The sequence below is a fragment of the Streptomyces sp. A01 genome, from assembly GCF_059026195.1.
Map to the genome: position 1 here is coordinate 74,033 of NZ_JBWLKN010000021.1, position 25,116 is coordinate 99,148.

17 protein-coding genes are annotated in these 25,116 nt (G+C 72.1%); 7 read left to right on the forward strand and 10 right to left on the reverse strand.

The window, feature by feature from the left end:
* Positions 1-64: 64 nt before the first annotated feature.
* Together AC5P1B_RS25660 and AC5P1B_RS25665 are read right to left on the reverse strand one after the other, a co-directional pair.
* Complete coding sequence (locus tag AC5P1B_RS25660; RefSeq protein WP_493890026.1) at positions 65-1,135, reverse strand: CobW family GTP-binding protein; 1,071 nt, start codon at positions 1,133-1,135, stop codon at positions 65-67.
* Between the two features lie 11 nt (positions 1,136-1,146).
* Positions 1,147-2,307, reverse strand: coding sequence for a citrate synthase/methylcitrate synthase (locus AC5P1B_RS25665; protein WP_493890027.1), 1,161 nt, complete (start codon positions 2,305-2,307; stop codon positions 1,147-1,149).
* 116 nt (positions 2,308-2,423) lie between these two features.
* On the opposite strand from AC5P1B_RS25665, the gene AC5P1B_RS25670 reads away from it, so the two are divergent.
* From AC5P1B_RS25670 to AC5P1B_RS25685, 4 genes are all read left to right on the forward strand, one after another.
* Positions 2,424-3,833 carry a citrate/2-methylcitrate synthase gene (locus AC5P1B_RS25670; protein WP_493890028.1) on the forward strand — a complete coding sequence of 470 codons (1,410 nt, stop codon included), beginning with the start codon at positions 2,424-2,426 and terminating at the stop codon, positions 3,831-3,833.
* A gap of 216 nt (positions 3,834-4,049) precedes the next feature.
* Positions 4,050-5,228: a ferredoxin family protein gene (locus tag AC5P1B_RS25675; RefSeq protein ID WP_493890029.1), complete on the forward strand. Its 1,179-nt coding sequence runs from the start codon at positions 4,050-4,052 to the stop codon at positions 5,226-5,228.
* 540 nt (positions 5,229-5,768) lie between these two features.
* Complete coding sequence (locus AC5P1B_RS25680) at positions 5,769-7,361, forward strand: ATP-binding protein (RefSeq protein WP_493890090.1); 1,593 nt, start codon at positions 5,769-5,771, stop codon at positions 7,359-7,361.
* Positions 7,358-8,050: a response regulator gene (locus tag AC5P1B_RS25685; RefSeq protein ID WP_493890031.1), complete on the forward strand. Its 693-nt coding sequence runs from the start codon at positions 7,358-7,360 to the stop codon at positions 8,048-8,050. Before AC5P1B_RS25680 ends, AC5P1B_RS25685 begins: the two co-directional genes overlap by 4 nt.
* A 94-nt stretch (positions 8,051-8,144) precedes the next feature.
* Here AC5P1B_RS25685 and AC5P1B_RS25690 read toward each other — a convergent pair whose 3' ends face one another.
* On the reverse strand, positions 8,145-10,265 hold the full coding sequence (locus tag AC5P1B_RS25690) for a DNA gyrase/topoisomerase IV subunit B (protein WP_493890033.1): 2,121 nt from the start codon (positions 10,263-10,265) through the stop codon (positions 8,145-8,147).
* Positions 10,266-10,695: 430 nt separating this feature from the next.
* On the opposite strand from AC5P1B_RS25690, the gene AC5P1B_RS25695 reads away from it, so the two are divergent.
* Positions 10,696-10,932 (forward strand): DUF7455 domain-containing protein, encoded by a 237-nt coding sequence (locus AC5P1B_RS25695; RefSeq protein WP_493890035.1) that lies wholly within the window; start codon positions 10,696-10,698, stop codon positions 10,930-10,932.
* 123 nt (positions 10,933-11,055) lie between these two features.
* Here AC5P1B_RS25695 and AC5P1B_RS25700 read toward each other — a convergent pair whose 3' ends face one another.
* The 7 genes from AC5P1B_RS25700 to AC5P1B_RS25730 all read right to left on the reverse strand — a co-directional run bounded on the left by AC5P1B_RS25700 (position 11,056) and on the right by AC5P1B_RS25730 (position 21,961).
* The gene (locus AC5P1B_RS25700) at positions 11,056-11,874 is read right to left on the reverse strand and encodes a S1 family peptidase (RefSeq protein WP_493890036.1); all 819 of its coding nucleotides are present in this window, start codon (positions 11,872-11,874) and stop codon (positions 11,056-11,058) included.
* Positions 11,875-12,008: 134 nt separating this feature from the next.
* Positions 12,009-13,571, reverse strand: coding sequence for an RNA polymerase sigma factor (locus tag AC5P1B_RS25705; RefSeq protein WP_493890037.1), 1,563 nt, complete (start codon positions 13,569-13,571; stop codon positions 12,009-12,011).
* 356 nt (positions 13,572-13,927) lie between these two features.
* Positions 13,928-14,815, reverse strand: coding sequence for a FadR/GntR family transcriptional regulator (locus AC5P1B_RS25710; protein ID WP_493890038.1), 888 nt, complete (start codon positions 14,813-14,815; stop codon positions 13,928-13,930).
* Positions 14,816-15,018: 203 nt separating this feature from the next.
* Positions 15,019-16,989: an ATP-binding cassette domain-containing protein gene (locus AC5P1B_RS25715; RefSeq protein ID WP_493890039.1), complete on the reverse strand. Its 1,971-nt coding sequence runs from the start codon at positions 16,987-16,989 to the stop codon at positions 15,019-15,021.
* 120 nt (positions 16,990-17,109) lie between these two features.
* Positions 17,110-17,871: an NUDIX hydrolase gene (locus tag AC5P1B_RS25720; protein WP_493890040.1), complete on the reverse strand. Its 762-nt coding sequence runs from the start codon at positions 17,869-17,871 to the stop codon at positions 17,110-17,112.
* A 123-nt stretch (positions 17,872-17,994) separates the two neighbouring features.
* Complete coding sequence (locus tag AC5P1B_RS25725; protein ID WP_493890091.1) at positions 17,995-19,986, reverse strand: glycogen debranching N-terminal domain-containing protein; 1,992 nt, start codon at positions 19,984-19,986, stop codon at positions 17,995-17,997.
* Between the two features lie 349 nt (positions 19,987-20,335).
* The gene (locus AC5P1B_RS25730) at positions 20,336-21,961 is read right to left on the reverse strand and encodes a DUF4192 domain-containing protein (RefSeq protein WP_493890041.1); all 1,626 of its coding nucleotides are present in this window, start codon (positions 21,959-21,961) and stop codon (positions 20,336-20,338) included.
* A gap of 144 nt (positions 21,962-22,105) precedes the next feature.
* Here AC5P1B_RS25730 and AC5P1B_RS25735 point away from each other — a divergent pair, with 144 nt between their 5' ends.
* On the forward strand, positions 22,106-24,271 hold the full coding sequence (locus AC5P1B_RS25735) for a RecQ family ATP-dependent DNA helicase (protein WP_493890043.1): 2,166 nt from the start codon (positions 22,106-22,108) through the stop codon (positions 24,269-24,271).
* A gap of 212 nt (positions 24,272-24,483) precedes the next feature.
* Complete coding sequence (locus AC5P1B_RS25740) at positions 24,484-25,107, forward strand: hypothetical protein (RefSeq protein WP_493890044.1); 624 nt, start codon at positions 24,484-24,486, stop codon at positions 25,105-25,107.
* The last annotated feature ends 9 nt before the right edge of the window (positions 25,108-25,116 follow it).

A 25,116-nucleotide genomic window follows, 5' to 3' on the forward strand; every position in this document is an offset into this window, starting at 1 on the left:
GGCCCGGCGCGGTGAATGACCCAGGCGCGGTGAGTGAGCCCGGCGTCGTGGGCTGAGGAGGGCGCTACTCCTCGTCCTGCTCGCGGTCCTGATGCTGTACGTAGCGCAGGACGCCCCACATGCTGTGCGTGTCGGCGGCGTCCCGCGGGGCGGGCTCGGCGTCCCGCTGCGCGGTCTCCTGGCAGGCGGCCAGCCGCCCGTGCAGCGCTGCCGCGTCGAGCCCGGAACCGATCAGGACGAGCTGCGTCAGCCTGGGCTCGCCGCGCGGCCAGGGCTCCGGGTAGAAGCGCAGGAACCGGCCGACCGCGTGGACGGTGTACCGGTTGCGCGGATCGGCGGCCCCGAAGTCGACAAATCCCTTGATGCGGTAGAGCCCTTCGGGCCTGGTGTCGAGGAAGTCCATGAGCGGGCGCGGCCGCATGGGCGCCTGACCGGTGAAGGCGACGCTCTCGTACGCGGCGTGCAGATGCCCCTGGTGATCGTCGTCGTCGCTGTGCAGGTCGTCGAAGGAGAGCTGGCGCACCGCCGCCTCCTCGCGGGGACGGCAGTCGAACAGCAACTCAGGGTCGACGCGCCCGTGTTCCGCCTCGATGACCGCGGTCCCCGCACTCAGTTCGGCGAGGGTGCCGAGGATCTCCTTCCGCTCGGGCCCCGGCACCCGGTCGGTCTTGTTGAGCACGATGAGATCGGCGATGGCCAGATGGCGGTCGATCTCCGGGTGCCGCTCGCGGGTCGCACCGAACTCGGCGGCGTCCACGACCTCGACCAGACCCCCGTAGACGACGCGCGGGTTGTCGCTGGCGAGGACCATGCGGACCAGTTCCTGCGGCTCGGCGAGTCCGCTCGCCTCGATGACGATGACATCGAGGCGAGCGGCGGGCGCGGTGAGCTTGTCCAGGTAGCCGTCGAGTTCGCTCACGTCGACGGCGCAGCACAGGCAGCCGTTGCCGAGCGAGACGGTCGAGCCGACCTGTCCCGCCACGCTCATGGCGTCGATCTCGATGGACCCGAAGTCGTTGACGATGACGCCGGTCCTGGTGCCTTTGCCGCGCCTGAGCAGATGGTTGAGCAAGGTCGTCTTGCCTGACCCCAGGAAGCCCGCGAGGACGACGACCGGGATCTGCTGCTCACTCAACGGGGGACCTCTCAGACGGCGGGCACTGGCTGCGGCGGTGGCGGACCGGCATAGCGGGCCGCCGGGCGGATGATCTTCGAGTCCTCCGCCTGCTCCAGGATATTGGCGCTCCAGCCGACGACGCGGGCGGCCGCGAAGGTCGGGGTGAACATGGTGCGCGGCAGCCCGCACAGCTCCATCACGACACCCGCGTAGAACTCGACGTTGGTGTGCAGCTCACGGCCGGGCTTGAGCTCGGCGAGTATGGCCTCGACCTGCGCCTCGACCTGGACGGCGAACTCCACGAGCGGGCCGCCGAACTCCTCGGCGACGCCGCGCAGCATCCGCGAACGCGGGTCCTCGGTGCGGTACACGGGGTGCCCGAAGCCCATGATCCGCTCCCCCGCCAGCACCCGTTCCCTGATCCACGGGTCGATGCGGTCCGGGGTTCCGATGGCGTCGAGTGTGTCGAGCGCCCGGCTCGGCGCCCCGCCGTGCAGCGGCCCTGACAGGGCGCCGATGGCGCCGACGAGACAGGCGGCGAGGTCGGCGCCGGTGGAGGCGATGACGCGGGCGGTGAACGTCGAGGCGTTGAATCCGTGGTCGATGGTGGAGATGAGGTACCTCTCGATGGCGCGGGCCCGCGCCGGTTCCGGCTCGGCGCCGGTGAGCATGTAGAGGTAGTTGGCGGCGTACGGCAGGTCATCGCGCGGCGCGATGGGCGAAAGCCCCTCGCCGAGCCGGTGCAGCGCGGTCAGCAGCGTGGGCACGGCCGCACAGGCGGCGAGGGCGTCCGCGCGGCGGCGCTCCACACCGATGTCGTACAGCGGCCGCAACCCCGCCGAGGCGCCGAACAGGGACAGCGCGGAGCGCAGGGCGGCGAGCGGGCCGGAGAGCGCGCTGGCGCGGGCGATGCCCGGCAGCGCGGCCCGTACGTCCTCGGGCAGGTGGCGCAGGGCGGCGGTCTCAGCGGTGAACGCGGCGCGCCCGGCCGCGTCGGGCAGCTCACCGTGGAACATCAGATGCCATACGTCCTCGAAGGTGCGGCTCTCGGCGAGCTCGACGGCCGAGTACTGGCGGTAGTGGTAGAAACCCTCGCCGCCGCGGACGTCACCGAGCGCGGTGCTGGTCACGACGACTCCCGCGAGGCCACGGGGGACGTCGACGGGGGCGTTCTTCTCCTGGGTCGGCATCTGGCTCTCCTCCTCGTATGTTGATTTGAATGTCCATGATTGACTCAATGACTGTCAACATTGATTGAATCAATGCCGATCTCGATGGATACACCTCTGCGGATACGGTGTTCGCCATGGCGGATTCGGGAGACGGGCAGCGGCTGACGACACGGGAGGCGGCCGAGCGGCTGGGGGTGAAACCGGAGACGGTCTACGCGTACGTGAGCCGGGGCCAGCTGACGAGCCACCGCGCACCGGGCGGCCGGGGCAGCACCTTCGACGCCAAGGAGGTCGATGCCCTGCTGCGGCGCGGCAGGCGCGAGTCCGCGCCGCAGAGCCCGGCGGACGCGGCCATCCACACGGGCATCACGCTCATCGACAAGGACCGCTACTACTACCGGGGCGTCGACGCGACCGCTCTCGCCGAGTGCCACGGTTACGAGGAGACGGCCGAGTGGCTGTGGACCGGGCGACTGCGGCCCGGAATCCGGTTCACCGCGCCGGAGGAGACCCACACGGCCGCGCGCCGGGCGGTGGCCGCGCTGCCCCCGCGCAGTGGCCCGATGGACCAGCTGCGCGTCGCCGCCATCGCGGCGGCCGCCGCCGACCCGCTCCGCTTCGACCTCAGCGAGGACACGGTCCTCGCCACGGCCCGCAGCCTCATCGCGACCCTCGTGGACGCGCTACCGGTCGTCACCCGACGCGACGGGGCGCCAGGCGCCGGGGAGGACGGGGCGCGAGGCACGGGGCAGGGCGGGGCACGGAGCACGGGGCGGGCCGGGGCCCCGGACGCCGGGGAAGACGGGGCACGGAGCGCGGAGCAGGCAGCGGGGCGGCAGGTCTCCGCGGGGCGACGCGGCACGGCGGGTGGCTCGGCCGCGGGCCAGGTGGACGCTCCGGATATCGCCCACCAGCTGTGGGCGCGGCTCTCGCCGCATCCGCCCGGCACCGCCTCGTTGCGGGCCCTGCAAACCGCCCTCGTGCTGCTCATCGACCACGACCTGGCCGCCTCCACGCTGGCCGTGCGGGTGGCCGCCTCGGCGCGGGCCCACCCGTACGCGGTGGTCTCAGCGGGGCTCGGCGCCATCGACGGCCCGCTGCACGGCGCGGCCAGCGGACTCGCCCACCGGATGTTGACGGAGGCGCTGGAGCGGGGCAGCGCGGCGGTCGTGGCCGACCAGCTGCGCGCGGGGAACCGGGTGCCCGGCCTCGGCCACCGGCTCTACCCGGCGGCCGATCCGCGCGCGCAGGCGCTGTTCACGCTGCTGAAGGACGTCCCGGAGGCAGCGGACACCCTCGCCGTCGCGCGCGAGGTGGCGGCGACGGCAGCCCGCCGGACCGAGCTGCACGCCAATGTCGATCTGGCGCTGGCGGTGCTGACCGTGTCGGCCGGGATGCCGAGCGAGGCTGGGGAGACGGTGTTCGCCGTCGCCCGAACGGCGGGCTGGATCGCGCACGCGCTGGAGGAGTACGGCGAGCGCCCCCTGCGCATGCGCCCCAGCGGCCACTACCGGGGACCTCGACCACCGCAGCCCGTCCCGTAACACCTGCACCGCCCCACCGCTCCACCCAGGCGACGGGGAAACAGCGGGGCTGTCCTGCGCGCTGGTGCCTCCACCCGGCTCCGCGCCCGCACCGACGCGCCCGTCGACCGAGCCCCGCGCGCCCTTTACCTCACCCCGCGAGCCCCATGGCCACAAAGCAGCCAGTCGCCTCAGCTCGCCCGTGACGAAGGCGTCGATCAGGTTAGGCTCACCTGTGTGAGCACCTGTGCCACCCGTTCACGGGAGCTGGCCGAACCCCTCGCGGGGACCGCGGCCACCGCCCGGACCTGGGTTCTGATCGAGCAGCCCGGCCCCTGGGGCGCCAAGGCCCTCACCGCCAGCCATCTCGGCCCGGGCGTGGGCGGCGCGCTGGAGCGGGCGGCCGAGGGCACCGGCGTCCGCGTCGCCCTCATCCGGCGCCCCGGTCGGCACGCCGACTGCCATGGCCGGACCCCGCAGCGGGTGTTCGTCGCACACACACTGCCCGGCCGCTCGTGGATGCGTACGACAGAGCTCACCGACCCCTCCGTCCTGCTCGGCATGGACTTCACGGCCCTGGGCGCGGGCGACCTACGCGGCCTGGAACCCGCGAAACACCTGGTGACGACCGTGCCGGACCCAGCGCACCAGCCCGTCGGGCGCGAGCGTCCCGGGCCCGGCGCTCGCCCATCAGCCGCTCCCGGGCCGCACTCCGGCGCGGGCCCGCGCTGGGTCCCGTATCAAGGCGAGCCGATCGCCTTCGTCTGCACCAACGGCAAGCGCGACCGCTGCTGCGCGCTGCTCGGCCGCCCGCTCGCCGCCGAACTGGCCAGCGGCGGAGCCGTGGTCTGGGAGATCACGCACATCGGTGGGCACCGCTTCTCCCCCACCCTGCTGGTGCTGCCGTACGGGTACGCCTACGGCCGCGCCTCAGCGCACGCTGTCAAGGACGTCCTCGCTTCGGCGCGGGGCGGCCGCATCACGACCGAGGGCTCGCGCGGCCGGTCCGCGTGGGACCGGCCGGGGCAAGCCGCCGACCTGGCCGTGCGGGAACTGACCGGCGAGAACCGGGCGGACGCGCTGACGATCTCCGACAGCGCCGGGGTCCCGGACTGCCTCTCCCCGGAGTGGCGGGGCCCCCATACCGCGCCGCCCACCCCGCAGGCGCACGCCCGGCCGCTGACCGCCGAGCAGGCGGAGACACCGGAGACACCGGGCAGGGCGGCAGCGCTGGCGCCGGAGGCGGCGGTGCCCGGCTGGACGGTGACGGTCACCCACCGGGACGGGCGCGCGTGGCGGGTGGTCGTCGCCCGGGCCGCTTCCGAGCCTCCTCGCCCCGAGAGCTGCGGGGCCGCGCTCGGCAGCCCGGCCCGGATGCGGGTCATCGCCGTCGATCCGGTGAGCCCGCCGGACTGACGGCGCGCGCCGGGCGGGAAAGCCCCACCGGGGGCGCGTAGGCGGGGAAACCCGAGGGGGCCCGGTAGTTGTGCCGACTGGCCCGGGCGTGCGCCCCAGTGCCGCTTCAGTCGCCGTGACGGCCGTGCCCAGCCGACCTCCACCACCCCGCACCTCGGCGGCCCCCGCATCCGTTGGCCACCGCGGGGGCATGTCACGCCGTACGTCCACACCGCGGACAGGGACGGCCTGGTACCCACCCGCGGCACAGCGCACGGGGACGGGGACAGGAACGGGTCTCCGCTGCCGCCGCCACAGGAAAGCCCCCAAAGCCGCCCCGGCCAGGCAGTACCGGTCAGGACTTCGGGGCCGAAACGGGCCTGGCCCCCTGTTGCGCGCCTTTTGCTCACGCTAGAACGGACATCAAAAACCTCACCGAGCGCGGCACGGGCACCATCACCCCTTACGTTCGTACCCATGAGCGAAACGGAAGGGCAGGCTCCGCCCGGCCGCACCGGGCGGCGCCCCAGCGGCGACGGGGGACGAAGCAGAGGGGGACGGATGCGGATCGGCTGGCCCCGGCGCGTCTTCTCACAGGTGCTGCTGATGCAGCTGGCCATCGCCACCGGCGTCACCGCGCTCGCCACCGGACTCTTCCTCGCTCCGCTCAGCTCACAGCTGGACGACCAGGCCATGCGCCGTGCGCTCGCCATCGCGCAGACCACCGCCGCACGGCCCCAGCTGGACAACGAGCTGCTGACCACGCGCCCCTCCCCGCACGGCCCGGTCCAGGCCGAGGCCGAACGCATCCGCCGCTCGACCGGCGCGGAATACATCGTGATCATGGACGAGCGCGGTGTGCGCTGGTCCCACACCTCGCCCGGCCAGATCGGCAAGCGCGTCTCCACCGACCCCAGCGAGGCCCTCGCCGGCCACGAGGTCATGCAGATCGACAAGGGCACCCTCGGCCGTTCGGCCCGGGGCAAGGTCCCGCTGCGCGACGAGCACGGGCGGATCGTGGGCGCCGTCTCCGTCGGCATCGCGTACGAGAACGTCCAGGACCGGCTGCTCGCCGCGGTACCCGGGCTGCTCGCCTACGCCGGTGGCGCGCTGGCCGTGGGCGCGCTCGCCGCCTACCTCGTCTCCCGCAGGCTCCAGCGCCGCACCCACGACCTGGCCTTCTCCGACATCTCGGCGCTGCTCGCCGAACGTGAGGCGATGCTGCACGGCATCCGCGAAGGCGTACTCGCCCTCGACGAGCGGGGACGCATCCGCCTCATCAACGACGAGGCTCAGCGCCTGCTCGACCTGCGCGCGGAGGACACCGGTCGCCCCCTGGACGACGCGCTGCCACCGGGCCGTACGACCGAGGTGCTCGCCGGCCGGGTCACCGGCGCCGACCTGCTGACCGTCAGCGGCGGCCGGGTCCTGGTCGCCAACCGCATGCCCACCGACGACGGCGGCGCGGTCGCCACCCTCAGGGACCGCACCGAACTGGAACGCCTCGGCCGCGAGCTGGACGGCACGCGCGGCCTGATCGACGCGCTGCGCGCCCAGGACCACGAACACGCCAACCGGCTGCACACCCTCCTGGGACTGCTCGAACTCGGCCTGTACGAGGAGGCGGGGGAGTTCATCACCGAGGTCGTCGGCGTGCACCGGGCCACCGCCGAGCAGGTCACCGAACGCGTCCACGACGCGCTGCTCGCCGCGCTGCTGGTCGGCAAGGCCACGGTCGCAGCCGAACGCGGGGTGTCCCTGCGCATCGCCGAAGGCACCTGGCTGCCCGACCGCGTCGTGGACCCCCCAGGGCTCGTCACGATCGTCGGGAACCTCGTCGACAACGCGCTGGACGCGGCACCGGCGGCGAGCAACGCCTGGGTGGAGATCGCACTGCACGCCCAGGGGCGCGAGCTGGTCCTGCGGGTCACTGACACCGGCCCGGGCGTCCCCGCTGACCAGCGGGAAATGGTCTTCACCGAGGGCTGGTCCACCAAAGAGCCACCGGCCCACGGCAAACGCGGCATCGGCCTCGCGCTCGTCCGCCGGCTCTCCGAACGCCAGGGCGGCAGCGCGCGGGTCGCCGAACACGTGGGCGGCGGAGCCGAATTCACCGTCGTCCTCCCCGACGCACTCACCGAGGAGCCGCGATGACCGACGCAGTGATCAACGTGCTGGTCGTGGACGATGACGTCCGCGTGGCCGAGATCAACGCCGCGTACGTCGCGAAGGTCCCCGGTTTCACGGTCGTGGGCCGCGCGCACACCGCCGCCGCCGCGCTGGCAGTCGTCGAAAGCACCCCGGTCGACCTCGTACTCCTGGATCACTACCTTCCGGATGAGACCGGGCTCGCCCTGGTCCGGCGGCTGCGCGAGCTGGGCCACCACACCGACGTGATCATGGTGACCGCCGCGCGCGACATCGCGACCGTGCAGGCGGCCATGCGGCACGGAGCGCTGCAGTACCTGGTCAAGCCGTTCACGTTCGCCGGACTGCGCGTCAAGCTCGACGGCTACGCGGCGCTACGGCGCGCCCTCGACAGCGGCGGCGAAGCCGGGCAGGACCGGGTGGACCGCATCTTCGGCGCCCTCGGTGGCGCCTCGGCTGGCCCCGCCGAGCTCCCCAAGGGCCACTCCGTGCTCACCGCCGATCTCGTACGCGAGGTGCTGCGCGGCGCTGAGGGCCCGCTGTCGGCCCAGGAGGTGGCCGAGCGGTCCCAGCTCAGCAGACAGACCGCGCAGCGCTATCTGAAGCTGCTGGAGAGGGCGGGCCGGGTGCGCCTGAGCCTGCGCTACGGCGAGACCGGCCGCCCCGAGCACCGGTACATCTGGCACACACCGTGACCCCGCTCCCCCACCGGCCCGCACGGTGCCCGGCGACCGGCCCGCTCCCGCTGGACCGGCCACTGGGCCACCCCCTGGACCGGCGGGAAAGCGCCTAGGCGTCGATCCGGGAGCGGTCCAGCGTCGCGGCCGAGCTCGTGATGAATTCCTTGCGGGGCGCGACCTCGTTCCCCATGAGGAGGTCGAAAGCCCGCTCGGCCGCTTCCAGATCGCTGATGTTGATCCGGCGCAGGGTACGGAAGCGCGGGTCCATGGTGGTCTCGGCGAGCTGGTCGGCGTCCATCTCGCCCAGGCCCTTGTAGCGCTGGATGCCGTCCTTGTAGCGGACCTTCTTGCGCTCCAGCTCCAGCAGCGTCTGCCGCAGCTCCTCGTCGGAGTAGGTGTAGATGTACTTGTCCTGGCCCTTCTTGGGCTGCGTCAGCTCCACCCGGTGCAGCGGCGGCACGGCGGAGAAGACCCGGCCCTGCTCGACCATGGGACGCATATAGCGCTGGAAGAGCGTGAGCAGGAGGCAGCGGATGTGCGCCCCGTCCACATCGGCGTCCGCGAGGAAGATGACCTTGCCGTAGCGCGCCTGGTCGATATCGAAGGTGCGGCCGGAGCCCGCCCCTATGACCTGGATGATGGCTCCGCACTCGGCGTTCTTCAGCATGTCCGTCACCGAGGACTTCTGGACATTGAGGATCTTGCCGCGAATCGGCAGCAGCGCCTGGAACTCCGAGTTCCGCGCGAGCTTGGCGGTCCCGAGCGCGGAGTCGCCCTCGACGATGAACAGCTCACTGCGGTCCACGGCGTCGCTGCGGCAGTCCGCGAGCTTCGCCGGCAGCGAGGAGGACTCCAGGGCGGTCTTCCGGCGCTGCGCGTCCTTGTGCTGCCGGGCCGCGATCCGCGTACGGGCCGCGGCGACCACCTTGTCCAGCACGGCCCTCGCCTGCTGCTTGGCATCCCGCTTGGTGGAGCCGAGGAACGCCTTGAGCTCCTTGGCGACGACATTGGCGACGATCCTGGAGGCCGCCGATGTGCCCAGCACCTCCTTGGTCTGGCCCTCGAACTGCGGCTCGGCCAGCCGGACCGTGACGACCGCTGTGAGCCCCTCCATGGCGTCGTCCTTGACCACGTCGTCCTCGGAGACCCGCAGCACCTTCGCCGAGCGCAGCGCCTCGTTGACGGTCTTGGCGAGGGACCGCTCGAAACCGGAGACGTGGGTCCCGCCCTTGGGGGTGGCGATGATGTTGACGAAGGACTTCACGGTGGCGTCGTAGCCGGTGCCCCAGCGCAGGGCGATGTCGACCGCCAGCTCCCGGGTGACCTCCGTGGGCGTCATGTGGCCCCGGTCGTCCAGCACGGGCACGGTCTCCTTGAAGGAGCCCTGACCGGTCAGTCGCAGCACATCGCAGACTGCCTTGTCCTGCGCGAGGTACTCGCAGAACTCGCTGATCCCGCCGTCGTAGCGGAAGGTCTCCTCGACCGGCTTCTCGTCATCCAGGCCCCGCTCGTCCCGGACGACGAGGGTCAGACCGGGCACGAGGAAGGCCGTCTGCCGGGCGCGGCCGTACAGGGTCTCCAGGGAGAGCTTGGCGTCCTTGAGGAAGATCTGCCGGTCCGCCCAGTACCGCACGCGGGTCCCGGTGCGGGCCTTGGGAACGCGCTTGACCTTGCGCAGCCCGTTCGCCGGGTCGAACGGGCTGTCCGGGCCCGATTCGGTGAAGATGCCGGGGACCCCGCGCCGGAAGCTGATGGCGTGGGTGGACCCGTTCCTGTCGACCTCGACGTCGAGCCGCGCGGACAGGGCGTTGACCACGGAGGCGCCGACGCCGTGGAGCCCGCCGGAAGCCGCGTACGAGCCGCCGCCGAACTTGCCGCCCGCGTGCAGCTTGGTCATCACGACCTCAACACCCGAGAGGCCGGTCTTGGGCTCGACATCGACGGGGATGCCGCGCCCGTTGTCCTTGACCTCCACCGAGCCGTCCTCATGCAGGACGACCTCGATGCGGTCGCAGTAGCCGCCGAGCGCCTCATCGACCGAATTGTCGATGATCTCCCACAGGCAGTGCAGCAGGCCGCGGCTGTCCGTCGAGCCGATATACATGCCCGGACGCTTGCGCACCGCTTCAAGCCCTTCAAGGACGAGCAGGTGCCGCGCGGTGTAGTTGGAGCCGCCCCGGTCTGCTCCGGTCAGCAGCGCAGTGGACGGCACAGACATCTCGGCGGTCACGCGGTTCGCTCCTCGCTGAATTTCAGGCTGGCCCTGGGACGGGCACAGGGTGGCTGGGTCGCCGCCAGAAGCGTACAGAGGCCTGGTAGAGCCTTTGTGCAGCCACCCGTGAGAACGCCCATGCTAGTCCAGGGTCGCTCGTACGTTCGATCCCTCGATGGGGTGACGCGTACATCACGTTCCCTTCGAGGCATGAACCATTTAGGCTCCGGGCACGTCCTGAAGAACAACCGGCAATCCAGCCGGCGGGACAAGACCGACAAGCGACGTGAATCCGTAAGCCAGCGCAATACGGCTCATTCGCCGCCAACCGTCATCATCCGGCCGACTCGGAAGAAAGTTTCGAGGAAAAGCCACCTGCGGGAACGTTTTCGGCCTGGTTGGATGTTGACCCTGGTACGACAGCTCGTCGAGCTAGAGAAGAGGCGACGTGACTACTGTTCTGACCCCCGCGAGCCCGCTGACGGCCGCTGACCGCTGCGACCGCTGCGGCGCCCAGGCATACCTGCGCGTCGTTCTGACGAGCGGTGGTGAACTGCTCTTCTGCGCCCACCACGGACGCAAGTTCGAGCCAGAACTCAAGAAGATCGCCGCGGAAATACAGGATGAGACGGAGCGGCTGACCGCTGCCCCGGCGTCCGCGTCCGCGTCCGAAGAGGAACGCTGACACGCGACGCATCCACGACGAGCGAGGACCGGCTAAGGCCGGCGATGGGCGGTCACCCCAGTTCAGGGGCGACCGCCCGCCTCGTATCCGCACGGCGCGATCTGGCGTGAGATCTGGCTGAAATCAGCCGTGCCGGTCCACCAGCGGCGCCACCGCCGAGACCCGGGTGTACACCCCGGGGCTGCCCGGCTGCGCGCATCCACTTCCCCACGAGACGAGTCCGACCAGACGGCCCCGGGCCACCAGAGGCCCGCCGCTGTCGCCCTGGCAGGCGTCCCGCCCGCCGCGCGGCTCCCCCGCGCACAGCATGGTGCGGGCCTCGTAGGTGCCCTCCGCGCTGCCCGGGTAGGCCCGCTCGCAGCGCTTGTCGTCGAGCACCTGGACCCCGGCCGCCATCAGCTTGGCCGAGTAGCTGCCCTTGCCGTCCGTGTCCCCCCAGCCGTACACCATCGCCTTGATCCCGGGCTGGTAGGCCCGGTCCCCCCTCTTCGCCATCGGGAGCACGCGCTCGGCGGGCACCGCCCGCTCCAGCGTCAGCACCGCGATGTCCCCGGCGTTCGTCTTCGGGTTGTATTCCGGGTTGGCCCACACCTTGCGCAGCGGGACCTCCTCGCCCTCGTTCCCGCCCAGGTCCCCGCGGCCGACGATCGCGCGCAGGTCCCCGACCGCGCTGCGGTCCACGCCGAGCACTTCACGGCTCATGCAGTGTGCTGCCGTGATCACCGTGGTGCGGGAGACCACCACCCCGCCACAGAACTGACCTGAGCGGGTGCCGCCGAACCGGTCACGGCTGCTCAGCGCCACTACCCATGGCGCGTCCTTGGCCTCTACGGGATGACCACCGATAACGATGCCGTCCGCGACCGCCGACCCTGGCACCACCAGCGCCCACGCGAGCGCCGCGAGCAACGGGGTGTACAGCCGAGAGAGCAGAGTACGCATGCGGCCTCCTGACCTAGCGGAGCGAGCTGTGCGCCAAGAGTCACCCAGACGGGCGCTCACCGCATCCGGACAGCACGGAGGCCGGGATCGCCCAGAGCGGCCCCGGCCTCCGAAGGCCCAACGTGCGGGGCCGGTCAGTCCAGGTAGTCCCGCAGCACCTGCGAACGGGAGGGATGGCGTAGCTTCGACATCGTCTTCGACTCGATCTGCCGGATGCGCTCACGCGTCACGCCGTAGACCTTGCCGATCTCGTCCAGTGTCTTCGGCTGGCCGTCCGTGAGACCGAAGCGCATGGAGACCACGCCCGCCTCACGCTCGCTGAGCGTGTCGAGGACAGAGTGCAGCTGCTCCTGCAGAAGCGTGAAGCTGACCGCGTCGGCGGGCACGACCGCCTCGGAGTCCTCGATCAGGTCACCGAACTCGCTGTCCCCGTCCTCGCCCAGCGGCGTGTGCAGGGAGATCGGCTCGCGACCGTACTTCTGGACCTCGATGACCTTCTCCGGGGTCATGTCGAGTTCCTTGGCCAGCTCCTCCGGGGTGGGCTCGCGGCCCAGATCCTGGAGCATCTGCCGCTGCACCCGCGCGAGCTTGTTGATGACCTCGACCATGTGCACCGGAATACGGATGGTGCGGGCCTGGTCGGCCATAGCGCGGGTGATCGCCTGGCGAATCCACCAGGTCGCGTACGTCGAGAACTTGTAACCCTTGGTGTAGTCGAACTTCTCGACCGCGCGGATCAGACCGAGGTTGCCCTCCTGGATGAGGTCCAGGAAGAGCATGCCGCGACCGGTGTAGCGCTTGGCGAGCGAGACGACGAGCCGGAGGTTGGCCTCAAGGAGGTGGTTCTTGGCGCGGCGACCGTCCTCAGCGATGATCTCCAGCTCGCGCTTGAGCTTCGGCGCCAGCTTGTCGGCGTTGGCCAGCTTGTCCTCGGCGAACAGGCCCGCCTCGATCCGCTTGGCGAGCTCGACCTCCTGCTCGGCGTTGAGGAGGGGGACCTTGCCGATCTGCTTGAGGTAGTCCTTGACCGGGTCGGCGGTGGCACCCGCGGCGGCGACCTGCTGGGCCGGGGCGTCATCCTCGTCATCGTCGGAGAGGACGAAGCCCTGGTTCTCGGGCTCTCCCTCTCCGCCTTCGGTCTTACCCGCCGCCGGGGTCTGCGGCTCATCGCCCGACTCATCGCCGTCGATCAGCTCGTCCGCGTCCTTCTTGGACGCGGTCTTCTTGGCGGTGGCCTTCTTCGCGGTGGCCTTCTTCGCCACCGTCTTCTTGGCCACGGTCTTCTTGGCGACGGCCCTCTTCGCGGGGGTGACCTCGTCGGTCATGCTCTCGTCGGCCTCGGCCGACGAGGCCGTCGCCGCGGCGGTGGCCTTCTTGGCCGCGACTGTCTTGGCGGCGACCGTCTTGGTGGCGGTGCGCTTCGCGGGGCTCTTCGCTGCGACGCTCTTGCGGGTGCGCTTGGGCGCCTCTGCGGCACTGACCATCAGCGTCACACCCTCCTCGTCGAGGACCTGGTTGAGGCTGCGCAGAACATTCTTCCACTGGGTTGGCGGAATCTGGTCAGCCTCGAAGGCCCGACGCACGTCGTCGCCGGCGATCTGCCCCTCAGCCTTTCCCCGCTCGATGAGCGCCATGACAGACTCGGATTCGGCGATCTCCGACGGGAGCGTACGGGATGTGCTGGCCGACACGAACAACCTCTCGGAACGATGGAAACGGCTTCCGGCTCCGTCCGTGGCGGACCGGAGCCGACGACCACCGGCAAGGATGAACCGGCGGCGCGGGTGGAAGTGCGAAGGGCAACAGCGTCGTGAACGACGTCCGTATTCCTTCAGCGGCTACCACCTCTTTAGTCATCGCGCTGCCTCAAAGAGTGTTACGCCCAATCCTCGTGGCCCGAGTCACACCCCATACCGGCCGCAAACCGCACCCAAGGGGACAGATCATGACGCGTCGCCGAACCCAGCGGTCGGTTTCGGTCGCCCGACCAGGGTTCGGCGACGCCGCCGCTCGCCCGAGGCGAGGTCAGCATCCGTTCCGTCTGCGGCCGAGCTCAGTGCTCGCGGGGCGCGGGGACCACGCGGTCGACCTCGGGGTGGACCGTGAGCAGTTGGCACATCGCCGCTTCCGCGCCCGCCCCGTCCCCCGACCCGACCGCGTCGATGATCCGGCGGTGCTGGCCGACACCCGCCTCGGTGGCCCGGTCACACCCGATGACCGGTCCGCCGGAGACATGGAGCGCGGCGGCGACGATGCCCGCCAGGTGCTCCAGCATCCGGTTGCCCGCGATCTGCAGCAGCACCGTGTGGAACTCCGCGTCGGCCCGGGAGAAGGTGAGGGCGTCCCCCTGCCCCAGGGCGTGGCTCATGATCTCGACGACCTCGGCGAGCCGCTGCTGGGCGTCCTCGCGGCCGTGTCCGGCGGCGAGCCGCGCGGCGAGGGGCTCGATGGTCCAGCGCAGCTGGCACAGCTCCCGGCGCTGGTCGTCTCGCTGCGGGCCGAAGGCCCGCCACTCGATGATGTCCGGGTCGAGAAGGTTCCAGTCGCTGACGGGCCGGACTCGCGTGCCGACGTTGGGCCGGGCGCTGACCAGGCCCTTGGCCTCCAGGACGCGAAGAGATTCCCGCACGACGGTGCGGGAGACCTCGAATCGCTGGCCGATCTCCTCCGGCACGAGTGGGCGATCGGCGCCCAGATCTCCTGAGACGATCATTTGTCCGAGCTGTTGGACGAGTTGGCCGTGCAGGCCGCGGCCGCGGCTGCTGGCCGAGCGCCGGCCCACTCGGCCCAGCTCCGCGTCGGCGGCGTCCCAGGACGGGGCGGCCACGCGATCGGCGCCGGGAGCCTCGGCGTAGGGGTAGCGGTCAAGCTCGCCCGAGCCTGCGAGGCCGGAATCGACGGGGCGAGCCGCGGTCGTGGTGGTGTGCGCAAGGGTACTCACGCATCCTTTGTCGGCGACGCCCCCAGAGCCCTTAAGGTCTTTGGTGAAAAGCACACGAAAGGGTGATCGCGCATTACCTCACAATTGACGTCCAATCGGACAGAAGTGAGCGGGCTGCGCGAAGTTGCGGCCACTTCCCACGCCCCCTACGCGCCCTCGTGGTCGCTGCCCACACCCGTACTCCGGCGCACCTTCTGACCGTGTCACTTCGCACGCTGGGCTCGTACGACCCGTCCCGGTCTCGGTCGGCCACGCAGCGCGGTGAGCGCGTAGGCGCACAGCAGCACGGCGATCGACAGCACCATCACCTGCCCGACGGGCTGAGCCACCAGCCGCACCGCGAGCGCCACACCCCGGTCCGATTCCGCCGGCCATTCGACCAGCGCGGCCGACCGCAGCCGCTCGGGCATCCCGATGACCGACCGCGCCGACGGCTCATCGAGCGCCCGCCGCACCAGCGGAAGCATCAGGATGGGCACGGCGAGCGCGGCGGCGAAGCCCGCGAGGGTGGACCGGAAGACCGCAGCGGCGAGCAGCCCGGCCCAGGTACACCCGGCCGCGAGCGCGCACCAGCCGGCCAGCAGTGCGGGCCAGCCGCTGGGCAGCGGAGCCGCGTCAGCGCCGAACAGCAGCCACAGCGCCGGGCCGTTGACGAAGACGACCAGCAGTGCGAGCAGCACAGCGACCCAGGACCAGACCAGCGCCTTCGCCGCCAGCAGGGCGAGCCGGCGCGGGGCCGCGCCCTGCGTCGGGGCCAGCGCCGGGTAGCGGTATTCCTGGCCGAAGGCGAGGGCGCCGAGCAGCCCGGCACCCACGGCGACCGGTGGCAGCGGCAGCGCGTCCGGCCACCCGGCCAGCAGTCTGGGCGCTCCCGCGCCGGTACGCGCGAGCAGCACGGCGGCGGCGAGGGAGGCCGCGAACGTCACGACGACCACGTACCAGGCGGTGCGAATCCCGCTGGCGCGGCGGAGTTCGTAGCGCACGGGCCAGGCCGGGCCCGGCGGCGGAAACCGGGGCAGCGCGAGGGCCCGCGAGGCGGGCACCGTCTGGGGCTCCGGGGCTGGCTCGTCCGCCGGTGTCGGCCACGGGCTGCCGTCCGCTTCCCGCGACGCGTGGACCGGGCCGTCCCGGCCGAGGGAAGCGCCCCAGCCGGCCGCACCGACGGGGAGGGGCAGGCCACCGCCCTGACCGTTCTCGTGCTGCGGCGGCGCGACCCCGGCTTGGGTCAGCTGGGCCGGCTGGCCGGGAGGCGGCGCAGGGGTGTGGCGACGCCCGTCGGCCCGGTTGAGCGGGGCCACTGGTCCCGAGTCGACGACCTCGTCAGCGAGCCGGTGCACGAGGATGCCGTGGCGGTAGGCGATCTCGCCCACGGCCGCGCAGCTGCTGCCGTAGACCGAGATACGGCCGCCCTCTTCCCGCACCACCTCGACGTGCTCGCCCGCCGACCGCGCCTCCTGAGTGAGGAGAACGCTGAGACGGTCCGCCAGCGGGGAGCGCACGGCGACGCGCGGCCGCAGGCGAGTGCGGACGAAGTCGGCGGCCGGCTGGTCGGCGACCAGCCGGCCGCTCTCGATGGCCACGACCCGGTCGGCCAGCTTGTCGATCCCCTTGGGGTCGCTCGCAGTGACGAGTACGGCGCCGCCCTGCGCCACGTAGCCCCGCAACAGCCCGTTCAGCCAGGCGGTCTCGCGAGGCGACAGCCCGCGGGCGGGCTCGTCGAGGACGAGCGAGTGCGGGTCGCCCAAGAGGGCCGCCGCCAGGCCGAGCCGCCGGTCCATGCCGCGCGAGTAGTCGCCGAGCCGCTGGTCGGCGAGGCCACTGAGGCCCACCAGTTCGAGCACCTCATCAGCGCGGGCGGCAGGCACCCCGGCTGCCGCGGAAAGCATCCGGAGGTGGCTCCGCGCGGTGCGGCCGGGATGCCCCGGGACGTCACCGAGCAGCACACCGACCTCACGGGCGGGGTGCGGCACGCTGTGGAGCGGGCGCCCCCGGAAGAGGGCGAGACCGCGGCCGGACTCCAGTTGCAGCAGCAGACGCAGCGCGCCGCTCTTCCCCGCGCCCGGGGCACCGAGCAGGGCGGTGACATGGCCGGGACGGGCTTCGAAGGTGAGGTCGTCGACGGCGGGCGGCTGGTTACGGCGGGGGGCGCTGGTCAGCCCGATGGCCTGGATCATGACTTCTCTCGCGGGGGCGTGAGACCGCTCAGCGGAGCGTGAGGGACAGGGGCTACCGCAGAAAGGTAACCCGATCTGTCCTATTTTCAGCGCACATATGATGCGCGTGCCGCCGCCGTGTCATACCTCGGGGCGCAGCATCGGCGGGTTGAGCACCGTCGCTCCCCCAGCCCGGAACAGCTGCGCGGGCCGACCGCCCTGCCGCGTCGTCGTTCCTCCCGTGGGCACCAGGAAGCCCGGCGTGCCGGTCACCTTGCGGTGGAAGTTGCGGGGGTCCAACGCCACCCCCCACACCGCCTCGTACACCCGGCGCAGCTCGCCGACGGTGAACTCCTGCGGGCAGAAGGCGGTGGCGAGCGAGGAGTATTCGATCTTCGAACGGGCTCGCTCCACGCCGTCCGCGAGGATGCGCGCGTGATCGAAGGCGAGGGGGTCGGCCTGCCCCTCCTCACGTCCGAACGCCGCGTCCTGGTCCAGCAGCGAGTCCACAGGGGCCCAGCGCGCGCTGTGCGCGTCACCGCCCGCACGCGGGGCGGGCAGGTCGGGGGCGAGGACGAGATGCGCGACGCTGACCACGCGCATCCTGGGGTCACGCTTCGGGTCTCCGTACGTCGCCAGCTGTTCGAGGTGCGCGCAGTTGGGCGGCGCGGGAACCGTCGGCTCCTGAGCGAGCAGGCCCGTCTCCTCCACCAGCTCGCGCGCGGCGGCCACCGCCAGGTCCTCGTCGGCCCGTACGAAGCCACCAGGTAGCGCCCAACGTCCCTGGAAGGGCGGCTCACCGCGACGGACGGCGAGGGCGCACAGCGCGTGCCGCCGCACGGTGAGCACGACCAGATCGACAGTGACGGCGAAGGGCGGAAAGGCCGACGGGTCGTAGGGCATGAGGGGATCATAGTCGTCTGCTTGACGATAAAAAGGCTCTTGCGCAGCCCCGTCAGCGTCCATCTCAGCACCGCTGAGATCGCCGCCCTCAGCCCACGCGCCCCATCGGCCCATCCCCCCACGTCACACCCCCAACTGCAGTCCGTCGGCGGCTTCCTCAACCATGCCGAGGCCGAGCTTGCTGACCCGGACGGAAAACGGCTGCTCCGCCACGCGCAGTCCGGTGAACTGCGACGGTCCGAGAGGCGCGGTGGGCAGGGGCCGCACGGCGACGGTCCCTGCCGGCACATCGGGCCTGACACCCGCGAGTGAGGTGAGGAGCTGCACGCCGCTCGCCGCGGCGACAGCGGCCGGGCGGCAGGCCGCGGGGTGCGGCGCCGGTACACCGCCCGCGCGGCGCTGCTCCCCCGCGTACATCTCCGGCAGGCGATAGCCGAACGCCTCCGCGGCGCCGAGGACGCCGAGCAGCAGCGCGCCCGCCTCACGCGCGTGCCCCGCGGCGGCGAGCCCGCCGACGGCCACCGCCGTCTCATGCACCCGCACCGCGCCGCTGCGGTGTCCGAACGGGTTGTACTCCGGTTCCTTGATGCCGAGGCCGCGCAGCCCCCAGCCGGAGTCGAGAGCCGGCTCGGCCAGGCGCCGGGCCAGTTCCCCGGTCAGTTCAGGGTCCAGCAACCCGGGGGCGAACTCCCCGTCCCCGAGCAGACCGGTGTCGAGGAGATGGGCGCTGGAGCTGCCCAGATACGGAACCGGCCGCCCTTCGGGCGTGATTGCCGCCGCCGGGCGCCCACCAGCGTGGTCCTCCACCCAGAAGTCCGCTGGGAAGCCGCCCCGCAGCCGCTGTGCCCATTCCTCCCAGCGATCGGTCTCCGCGTGGCCGAACGCCCGCAGGAGATCAGCGCCGAGCACCGCGGCCCGGTGAGCGTGCGCCTGCGTCTCACAGCGGTACGGGCCGCCCGGCGCCGGGTCCGGCAGATACCCGTTGGGCCCCGCACTCTTCAGCAGCCACCGCAGGCAGCGCTCCGCCGCCGGCATCAGTGGCTCCACTTCTCGCTCGGGCAGACCCCAGCGGCGTGCTTCGGCGAGCACTACGGGAAACAGGAGGGTGGCCTCCACTCCCGTACAACCGGGCGGGAGTCGGGGCCCCGAGTGGCGCAGCGCACCAGCGATCCGCCCCGTATCCGTGCTTCCGTCGGTGAGGTGGCGACGGGCGAGGGTGCGGAGGGTGCCCGCGGCGAGCCCGGTGCCCAGCGGCAGCGTCATACGGGCCGCCCACAGGGATTCGGCGGGAGCGAGGCCGCAACGCCACGGCACTCCCGCCGCGAGATGGCAGTCAGCCGGCTGGTCGGGATCGCGCACCAGCAGCGCCCCCAAATCATCAAGGCTGGTGCGCAGCAAGGTCTCGGCCCTGGGGTCATCGCACTCGGCTCGCGCTGTCCGCCAGGACTGGCCCGTACTGTCCGCGCGCGGGCCGGGCACGAGGAGGCTGGGCGATGGCCGCAGGAGTGCGGGCCGTTCGTGCCGGACCCGCACCGGCCGCCGCTGCCCCGCTGTCGCCGACCGCTCCAGCCGGACCCGCAGCTCGACGGTCTTGGAAGCGCCGGGGCCCAGCTCCATCTCCCACCGCAGCAGCCCGGTGGCGGCCAGCAAGTCCTGCGGTGCGGGGTCCGCCGCGACGACGGCATGGACGGTGTCCGCGGACCATCGCAGCCCCAAGCCGCAGACGCTGGCCTTGAGTTCCCGACCGGCTCGGCCGGTGGCGGCCGCCGCCAGCTCGGCGAGGTCCGTCCCCAGGACCAGCTCCAACGGCAGCCGTACGGAGCGGACGGCGTGACTGCGCACGGTGACGCGCTCGCGGCCGTCGGCGGACCGCAGCCGCTCGACACTGACCGCGGGGTCCGGCCCGTGGTCCCCCAGGCCGCGGACCGTGGCGACGAAGCGGGCGGAGTGCGCCGAGAGCAGCCGCCCCTGCACGGGAAGTGGTTCCCGCCCGCCGATCCGTAACAGACAGCGGGCCAGCACTCGCCGCCCGTCGCGGTAGAACCCGTTTATGCCGTGCCCGGTCAGCTGTCCGTGCTCTTCCGAGATCACGAGTCCGGGCAGCGCCACACACATCAGCGCTGTGTGCACCGGCTGCGGTTCGGGCGGCGGCCCGTCGTCGGTTCGCCGGGCGGGGAATCCGCTACGGCCCGGCTGGCCTGCGGGGTAGCGCCGACCAGCGGGCGCGCCGGGACCCGGCGGCAGGTCGTGGCCGACGATGGCCTCGGCACCGGCGAAGCCTGTCTGCCTGGTCGAGCCCTGGGCACCGCTCGGGGTGCCGGGCCCGGTCTGGGCGTCGCCTTGCATCCTCTGACCTCCTTCGAGAGTGCTGGGGCGGGAACGGTCTCGCCAGAGGGTGAACGGCGCCGTCACGGTCCAGGTCACGTGCACGGCCGCCCGGGCTGCCGGCCGGGCGGCCCAGCGGTCACGTCCTGCCGTCTGCTCCCCGTGACCCGCCACGGCGGCGGGACCGGGGCTTGTCAGCCGGGCCGCGGCTGTCCGCGACACCGCGCCCGGTGCCCGGTCGGCTCTGAGTACCGGACTGCGGCCGGGCGCGCCGCCGCTGGCGCGGCACCGCCACCGGCGCACCGGGCGCAGGCGGCGTCTTCCGCGCTCCGGCTGCCAGGCGCGGAGTCCCCTCTTCGCCACGCTCACGGCGCGTGTCGTCCTGCCGGGCCGACTGGGGCTCCCGCGCGGGCCACGCTGCCTCCGGCGGCCGCGTCTCGGTTTCCCTCCGTCGCTCAGGCGGCGTCGGCGAGGTCCGCGCCCTCAGTTTCTTCGTCAGCTTCAGCGGCCTCAGTGCCTGGGGAGTCATACGGGCGGAGCCGAGGCGCTCCAGTTCGTCGTGGACGGCGATGTGCAGCGCGCTGTCCGCGGCGCGGCCGGTGCGTTCATGCCGAAGGCAGCGGCGCAGCTGCTCCGGGTCGATGCCTTCGTTGCACGCCTGGTGCAGCAGCTGCGCGAAGACATACCCAGGGTCCGCGTGCAGGGCTCGGCTGAGCGCGACCCTGGCCTCCGGCTCATCGCCCAGCGACCACGCGACCCACCCCGCCAGCGTGAGCGGAGCCGCCGCGTGATCCTCGTAGGAGCCCACGCAGCGGCGGGCGAGCGCGCGCCACAAGCGGAGGGCGGGCTCCGCCTCCGGGCCTTCCATCCACCCCGCTGCCCGGTCACGCGTGGCGCGGTCCTGAAGCCCGAGGATGATCGCCGCGGCCTCGTCGAGCGCGAGGAGGTCGTCGTCTCGTACGTCGGCAGCCGACCGTCCCGCGGCCGACGGGGACTTCGCGAAGCGGACGAGGACCCTGCCCGCGAGATCCAGGGTGTCAGCCCGCACCCCGGCGCAGTCGGTGTCGCCGAGCATGCGCGGCACGAGATCCATGGCGGCCGCGTCCAGGGCTTGCTCCTGCTCGGCGGCGCGTGCCGTGGTCAGTGGCATCAGCCGGTCCTCCATCTGACGCAGCGAACCCCGCACCTGGATTCCGGCGTACGCGGCTGCCGCGGCCATCACTGACGTGCCGGACGGTACAAGTGGTGTGCCTTCTGGCGGGCAACAGCGCTGGTCAGGGCAGCAGTATGACCAGAAGCTCCCTTCGGAGACGCACAGCGCTTCGTAGATGGGCGCCTGCAGCGTCCCGCACGACAGGCGCAGACGCTGGGCGAGGGGGCGCAGCCGCTCCATGACATCGCGCCCGGTCTCTCCCTGCTTCGGCTCCTGGCAGAGGAAGAGGACGATGCCGCTGGGCCGGTGACCACGCTTACGACTGCCCGCGACCAGACATTCAGCGAGCTGGTCGCAGACCTCCGGCCAGTCCTGGCTGGCGGGGGGAATGCCCAGTCGGAGGCGGCCGCCGAAGCGGCCGCGCTCGCCGTGCAGCGCGATCATCACGATGCTGTCGGTGGGGTGGAAGCCCAGAAGGTAGGGCAGGGCGTCGGCGAGTTCGGCCGGACTGCGGAGGGTGATCTGCTCGATCGCGGCCGGGTCGGAGGCGCCGGCCGGGCGCGGCGATCCGGAGGTGCCGGACGGGCTGAATGGTTCGTTGCGGTTCGTCATGGCCCGACGATCCCGCGGTCCGTCCAGCCGCCACCAGGCCTGTGGATAACCCGCAGATTGTCGTACTAATGCTGTGGACGGCGGTTATCCACAGGCCGCCCGGCCCATTCGCGCAATGTCAGTGGCATCGGGTTGCATGGGGGCATGACCAACGAAGAACTCCGCGTCTCAGCTGATCGCGTCTTGGCCCGCCTCGTCGGCGACCCGACGGGCGCCGCACAGTTGCGGGAGGACCAGTGGCGCGCCATCGAGGCGCTGGTCGCCGACCACCGCCGAGCGCTGGTCGTGCAGCGCACGGGCTGGGGCAAGTCCGCGGTGTACTTCGTGGCCACGGCTCTGCTGCGTGAGCGCGGCAGTGGACCCACGGTGATCGTCTCGCCGCTGCTCGCGCTGATGCGCAACCAGGTGGAGGCCGCCGCGCGCGCCGGTATCCGCGCGCGCACCATCAATTCCGCCAACACGGAGGAATGGGACACCGTCCAGGCCGAGGTCGCCGCCGGTGAGGTGGATGTGCTGCTCGTGAGCCCGGAGCGGCTGAACAATCCCGATTTCCGTGACCAGGTGCTGCCCAAGCTCGCCGCGGCGACCGGCCTGCTCGTCGTGGACGAGGCGCACTGCATCTCCGACTGGGGTCACGACTTCCGGCCGGACTACCGCCGCCTGCGGACGATGCTCGCCGACCTGCCGCCGGATGTGCCCGTGCTCGCCACCACGGCGACGGCCAACGCGCGGGTCACCGCCGATGTCGCCGAGCAGTTGGGGACCGGGGAGGGCCTGGCGGAGACGCTGGTACTGCGTGGGCCGCTGGACCGGGAGAGCCTGAGCCTGGGCGTGCTCAACCTGCCCGACGCGGCGCACCGCCTGGCCTGGCTCGCCGACCATCTGGGCGAGCTGCCGGGCTCCGGCATCATCTACACCCTCACCGTCGCGGCGGCTGAAGAGGTCACGGCTTATCTGCGCCGGTGCGGACACACCGTGGCCTCCTACTCGGGCAAGACGGAAGACGCGGACCGGCGGGTGGCCGAGGCGGATCTCCTGGCCAACCGGGTCAAGGCGGTGGTCGCCACCTCCGCGCTGGGCATGGGGTTCGACAAGCCCGACCTCGGATTCGTCGTCCACCTCGGCTCCCCCTCCTCGCCCATCGCCTACTACCAGCAGGTCGGCCGTGCGGGGCGCGGAGTGGAGCACGCCGAGGTGCTGTTGCTGCCAGGCCCCGAGGATGAGGCGATCTGGCGCTACTTCGCCTCGCTCGCCTTCCCGCCGGAAGAGCAGGTGCGCCGCACGCTGGATGTGCTGGCGGCGGCTGGCCGGCCGCTCTCCCTGCCCGCGCTCGAACCGCAGGTGGAACTGCGCCGCTCCCGCCTGGAGATCATGCTCAAGGTGCTCGATGTGGACGGTGCCGTACACCGGGTGCGCGGTGGCTGGACGGCCACCGGGCAGCCCTGGGCGTATGACGCCGAGCGGTATGCCTGGGTGGCCCGCCAGCGTGAGGCCGAGCAGGAGGCGATGCGCACGTACGCCGCGACGACGGAATGCCGGATGGAGTTCCTGCGCCGCCAGCTCGACGACGAGGCGGCGGCCCCGTGCGGGCGCTGTGACAACTGTGCGGGGCCCCGGTTCACGGCGGAGGTCTCCCCGGCCGCGCTGGACGCGGCGCGCGGTGAGCTGGGCAGGCCGGGCGTGGAGGTGGAGCCACGCCGCATGTGGCCCACGGGACTTCCCTCCGTGGGCGTCAACCTCAAGGGCCGGATTCCGGCCGACGAGCAGGCCTCGCCAGGACGGGCCCTCGGCCGCCTGTCCGACATCGGCTGGGGCAACCGGCTGCGGCCCCTGCTCGCGCCGCAGTCGCCGGACGGTGAGGTGTCCGGCGAAGTGGCGGACGCTGTGGTCACGGTGCTCGCCGACTGGGCCAGGGGGCCAGGCGGTTGGGCCTCGGGGGAGCCCGGCGCACCGGCCCGCCCCGTGGGCGTCGTCACGCTGTCCTCGCGCACCCGGCCCCGGCTGATCCAGTCATTGGGCGAGCGGATCGCCACCATTGGCCGGATGCCACTGCTCGGCTCCATCGAGCACCAGGACGACGGGGTCGACACCCGCGTACCCCGCACCAACAGCGCTCAACGGCTCAGGGCACTGCACGGGGCCCTGACTGTGCCTCCGGCCCTGGCTGACGCGCTCTCGGCGACGGACGGCCCGGTGCTGCTGGTGGACGATCTCACCGACACTGGCTGGACCCTCGCGGTCGCCGCCAGGCTGCTGCGGCACGCAGGCGCGCGGGAGGTGTTTCCCCTGGTCCTCGCGATGCAGGGATGACAAGGACGGTCAGACGGCGGCAACGAGCAGAAATATAAGGGATATACAGCCCAGGAGTGGCCAAATTCGGCAGCTGTTCATTGCCGCCCGCCAGTGTGGCCGCGAGAATTGCAGGAGTTCCCCGGCCTGCCCAGCACACAACTGGGCGCTTCCGTGGTGTGCGCCACGCCTGGCGCCGTCTCCGGCTCAGGCGTTGACACGAAGGGAGGACCGTGACCTTCGGCTTCGCCTCGCCTCCTCCGGCCGACCCCGCTCCCCGTCTCGGCCGCGTACTTGAGCCCGCCGAGTGGGCAGCCGCCAACATCCCCTTACTGCCCAACCCCCGTGAACTGGTCAACGGCCTCCACGAGCGCCATCGCCCCGCGCCGTCGACGGCGGTCGTGGGGGTGCTGGACCAGAAGGGACGGCTTACCGCGAGCGCCTCGTTCCGGCAGCACGACGGGGACGCGGACGGCTGGGAGCTGCGCAACGGCCTGCTGGCGCGGCTGCGCCGGATCATCCCGCACGACCTGCGGCTGCGTACACCAGTCCGTACGGCGGTGCTGCTCTACTGCCGTGAGGGCGACGGGCGGTGGACGGAGGAAGACGGCGCGTGGATGTGGGGCCTGCGGGACGCGTGCACACTGCACGGCTTGCGCTGCGGGGCGTACATCACCCTCACCCGAGGAGGCTGGCAGGTCCTCGGGGAAGGCAGGAGCGGTCGGCGGCCGTGTTCCCTCTCGCGGCAGGAAACCGCGATCCCGGAAGAGCGGAAAGCGGCCGGAGAGGAGACGACCGTACGGCGGGCGGGCGGTGGGCCCACGACAGGCGGGCTGCGCCACTCGGCCGCTTGCTGACCGGCTGAC

What these genes read in the sequence shown, in the direction of transcription:
- AC5P1B_RS25665 (WP_493890027.1), bottom strand. Translation starts at nt 2,307, where the DNA reads ATGCCGACCCAGGAGAAGAACGCCCCCGTCGACGTCCCCCGTGGCCTC.
- AC5P1B_RS25670 (WP_493890028.1), top strand. Translation starts at nt 2,424, where the DNA reads ATGGCGGATTCGGGAGACGGGCAGCGGCTGACGACACGGGAGGCGGCC.
- AC5P1B_RS25680 (WP_493890090.1), top strand. Translation starts at nt 5,769, where the DNA reads ATGCGGATCGGCTGGCCCCGGCGCGTCTTCTCACAGGTGCTGCTGATG.
- AC5P1B_RS25685 (WP_493890031.1), top strand. Translation starts at nt 7,358, where the DNA reads ATGACCGACGCAGTGATCAACGTGCTGGTCGTGGACGATGACGTCCGC.
- AC5P1B_RS25700 (WP_493890036.1), bottom strand. Translation starts at nt 11,874, where the DNA reads ATGCGTACTCTGCTCTCTCGGCTGTACACCCCGTTGCTCGCGGCGCTC.
- AC5P1B_RS25715 (WP_493890039.1), bottom strand. Translation starts at nt 16,989, where the DNA reads ATGATCCAGGCCATCGGGCTGACCAGCGCCCCCCGCCGTAACCAGCCG.
- AC5P1B_RS25720 (WP_493890040.1), bottom strand. Translation starts at nt 17,871, where the DNA reads ATGCCCTACGACCCGTCGGCCTTTCCGCCCTTCGCCGTCACTGTCGAT.
- AC5P1B_RS25725 (WP_493890091.1), bottom strand. Translation starts at nt 19,986, where the DNA reads ATGTGTGTGGCGCTGCCCGGACTCGTGATCTCGGAAGAGCACGGACAG.
- AC5P1B_RS25730 (WP_493890041.1), bottom strand. Translation starts at nt 21,961, where the DNA reads ATGACGAACCGCAACGAACCATTCAGCCCGTCCGGCACCTCCGGATCG.
- AC5P1B_RS25735 (WP_493890043.1), top strand. Translation starts at nt 22,106, where the DNA reads ATGACCAACGAAGAACTCCGCGTCTCAGCTGATCGCGTCTTGGCCCGC.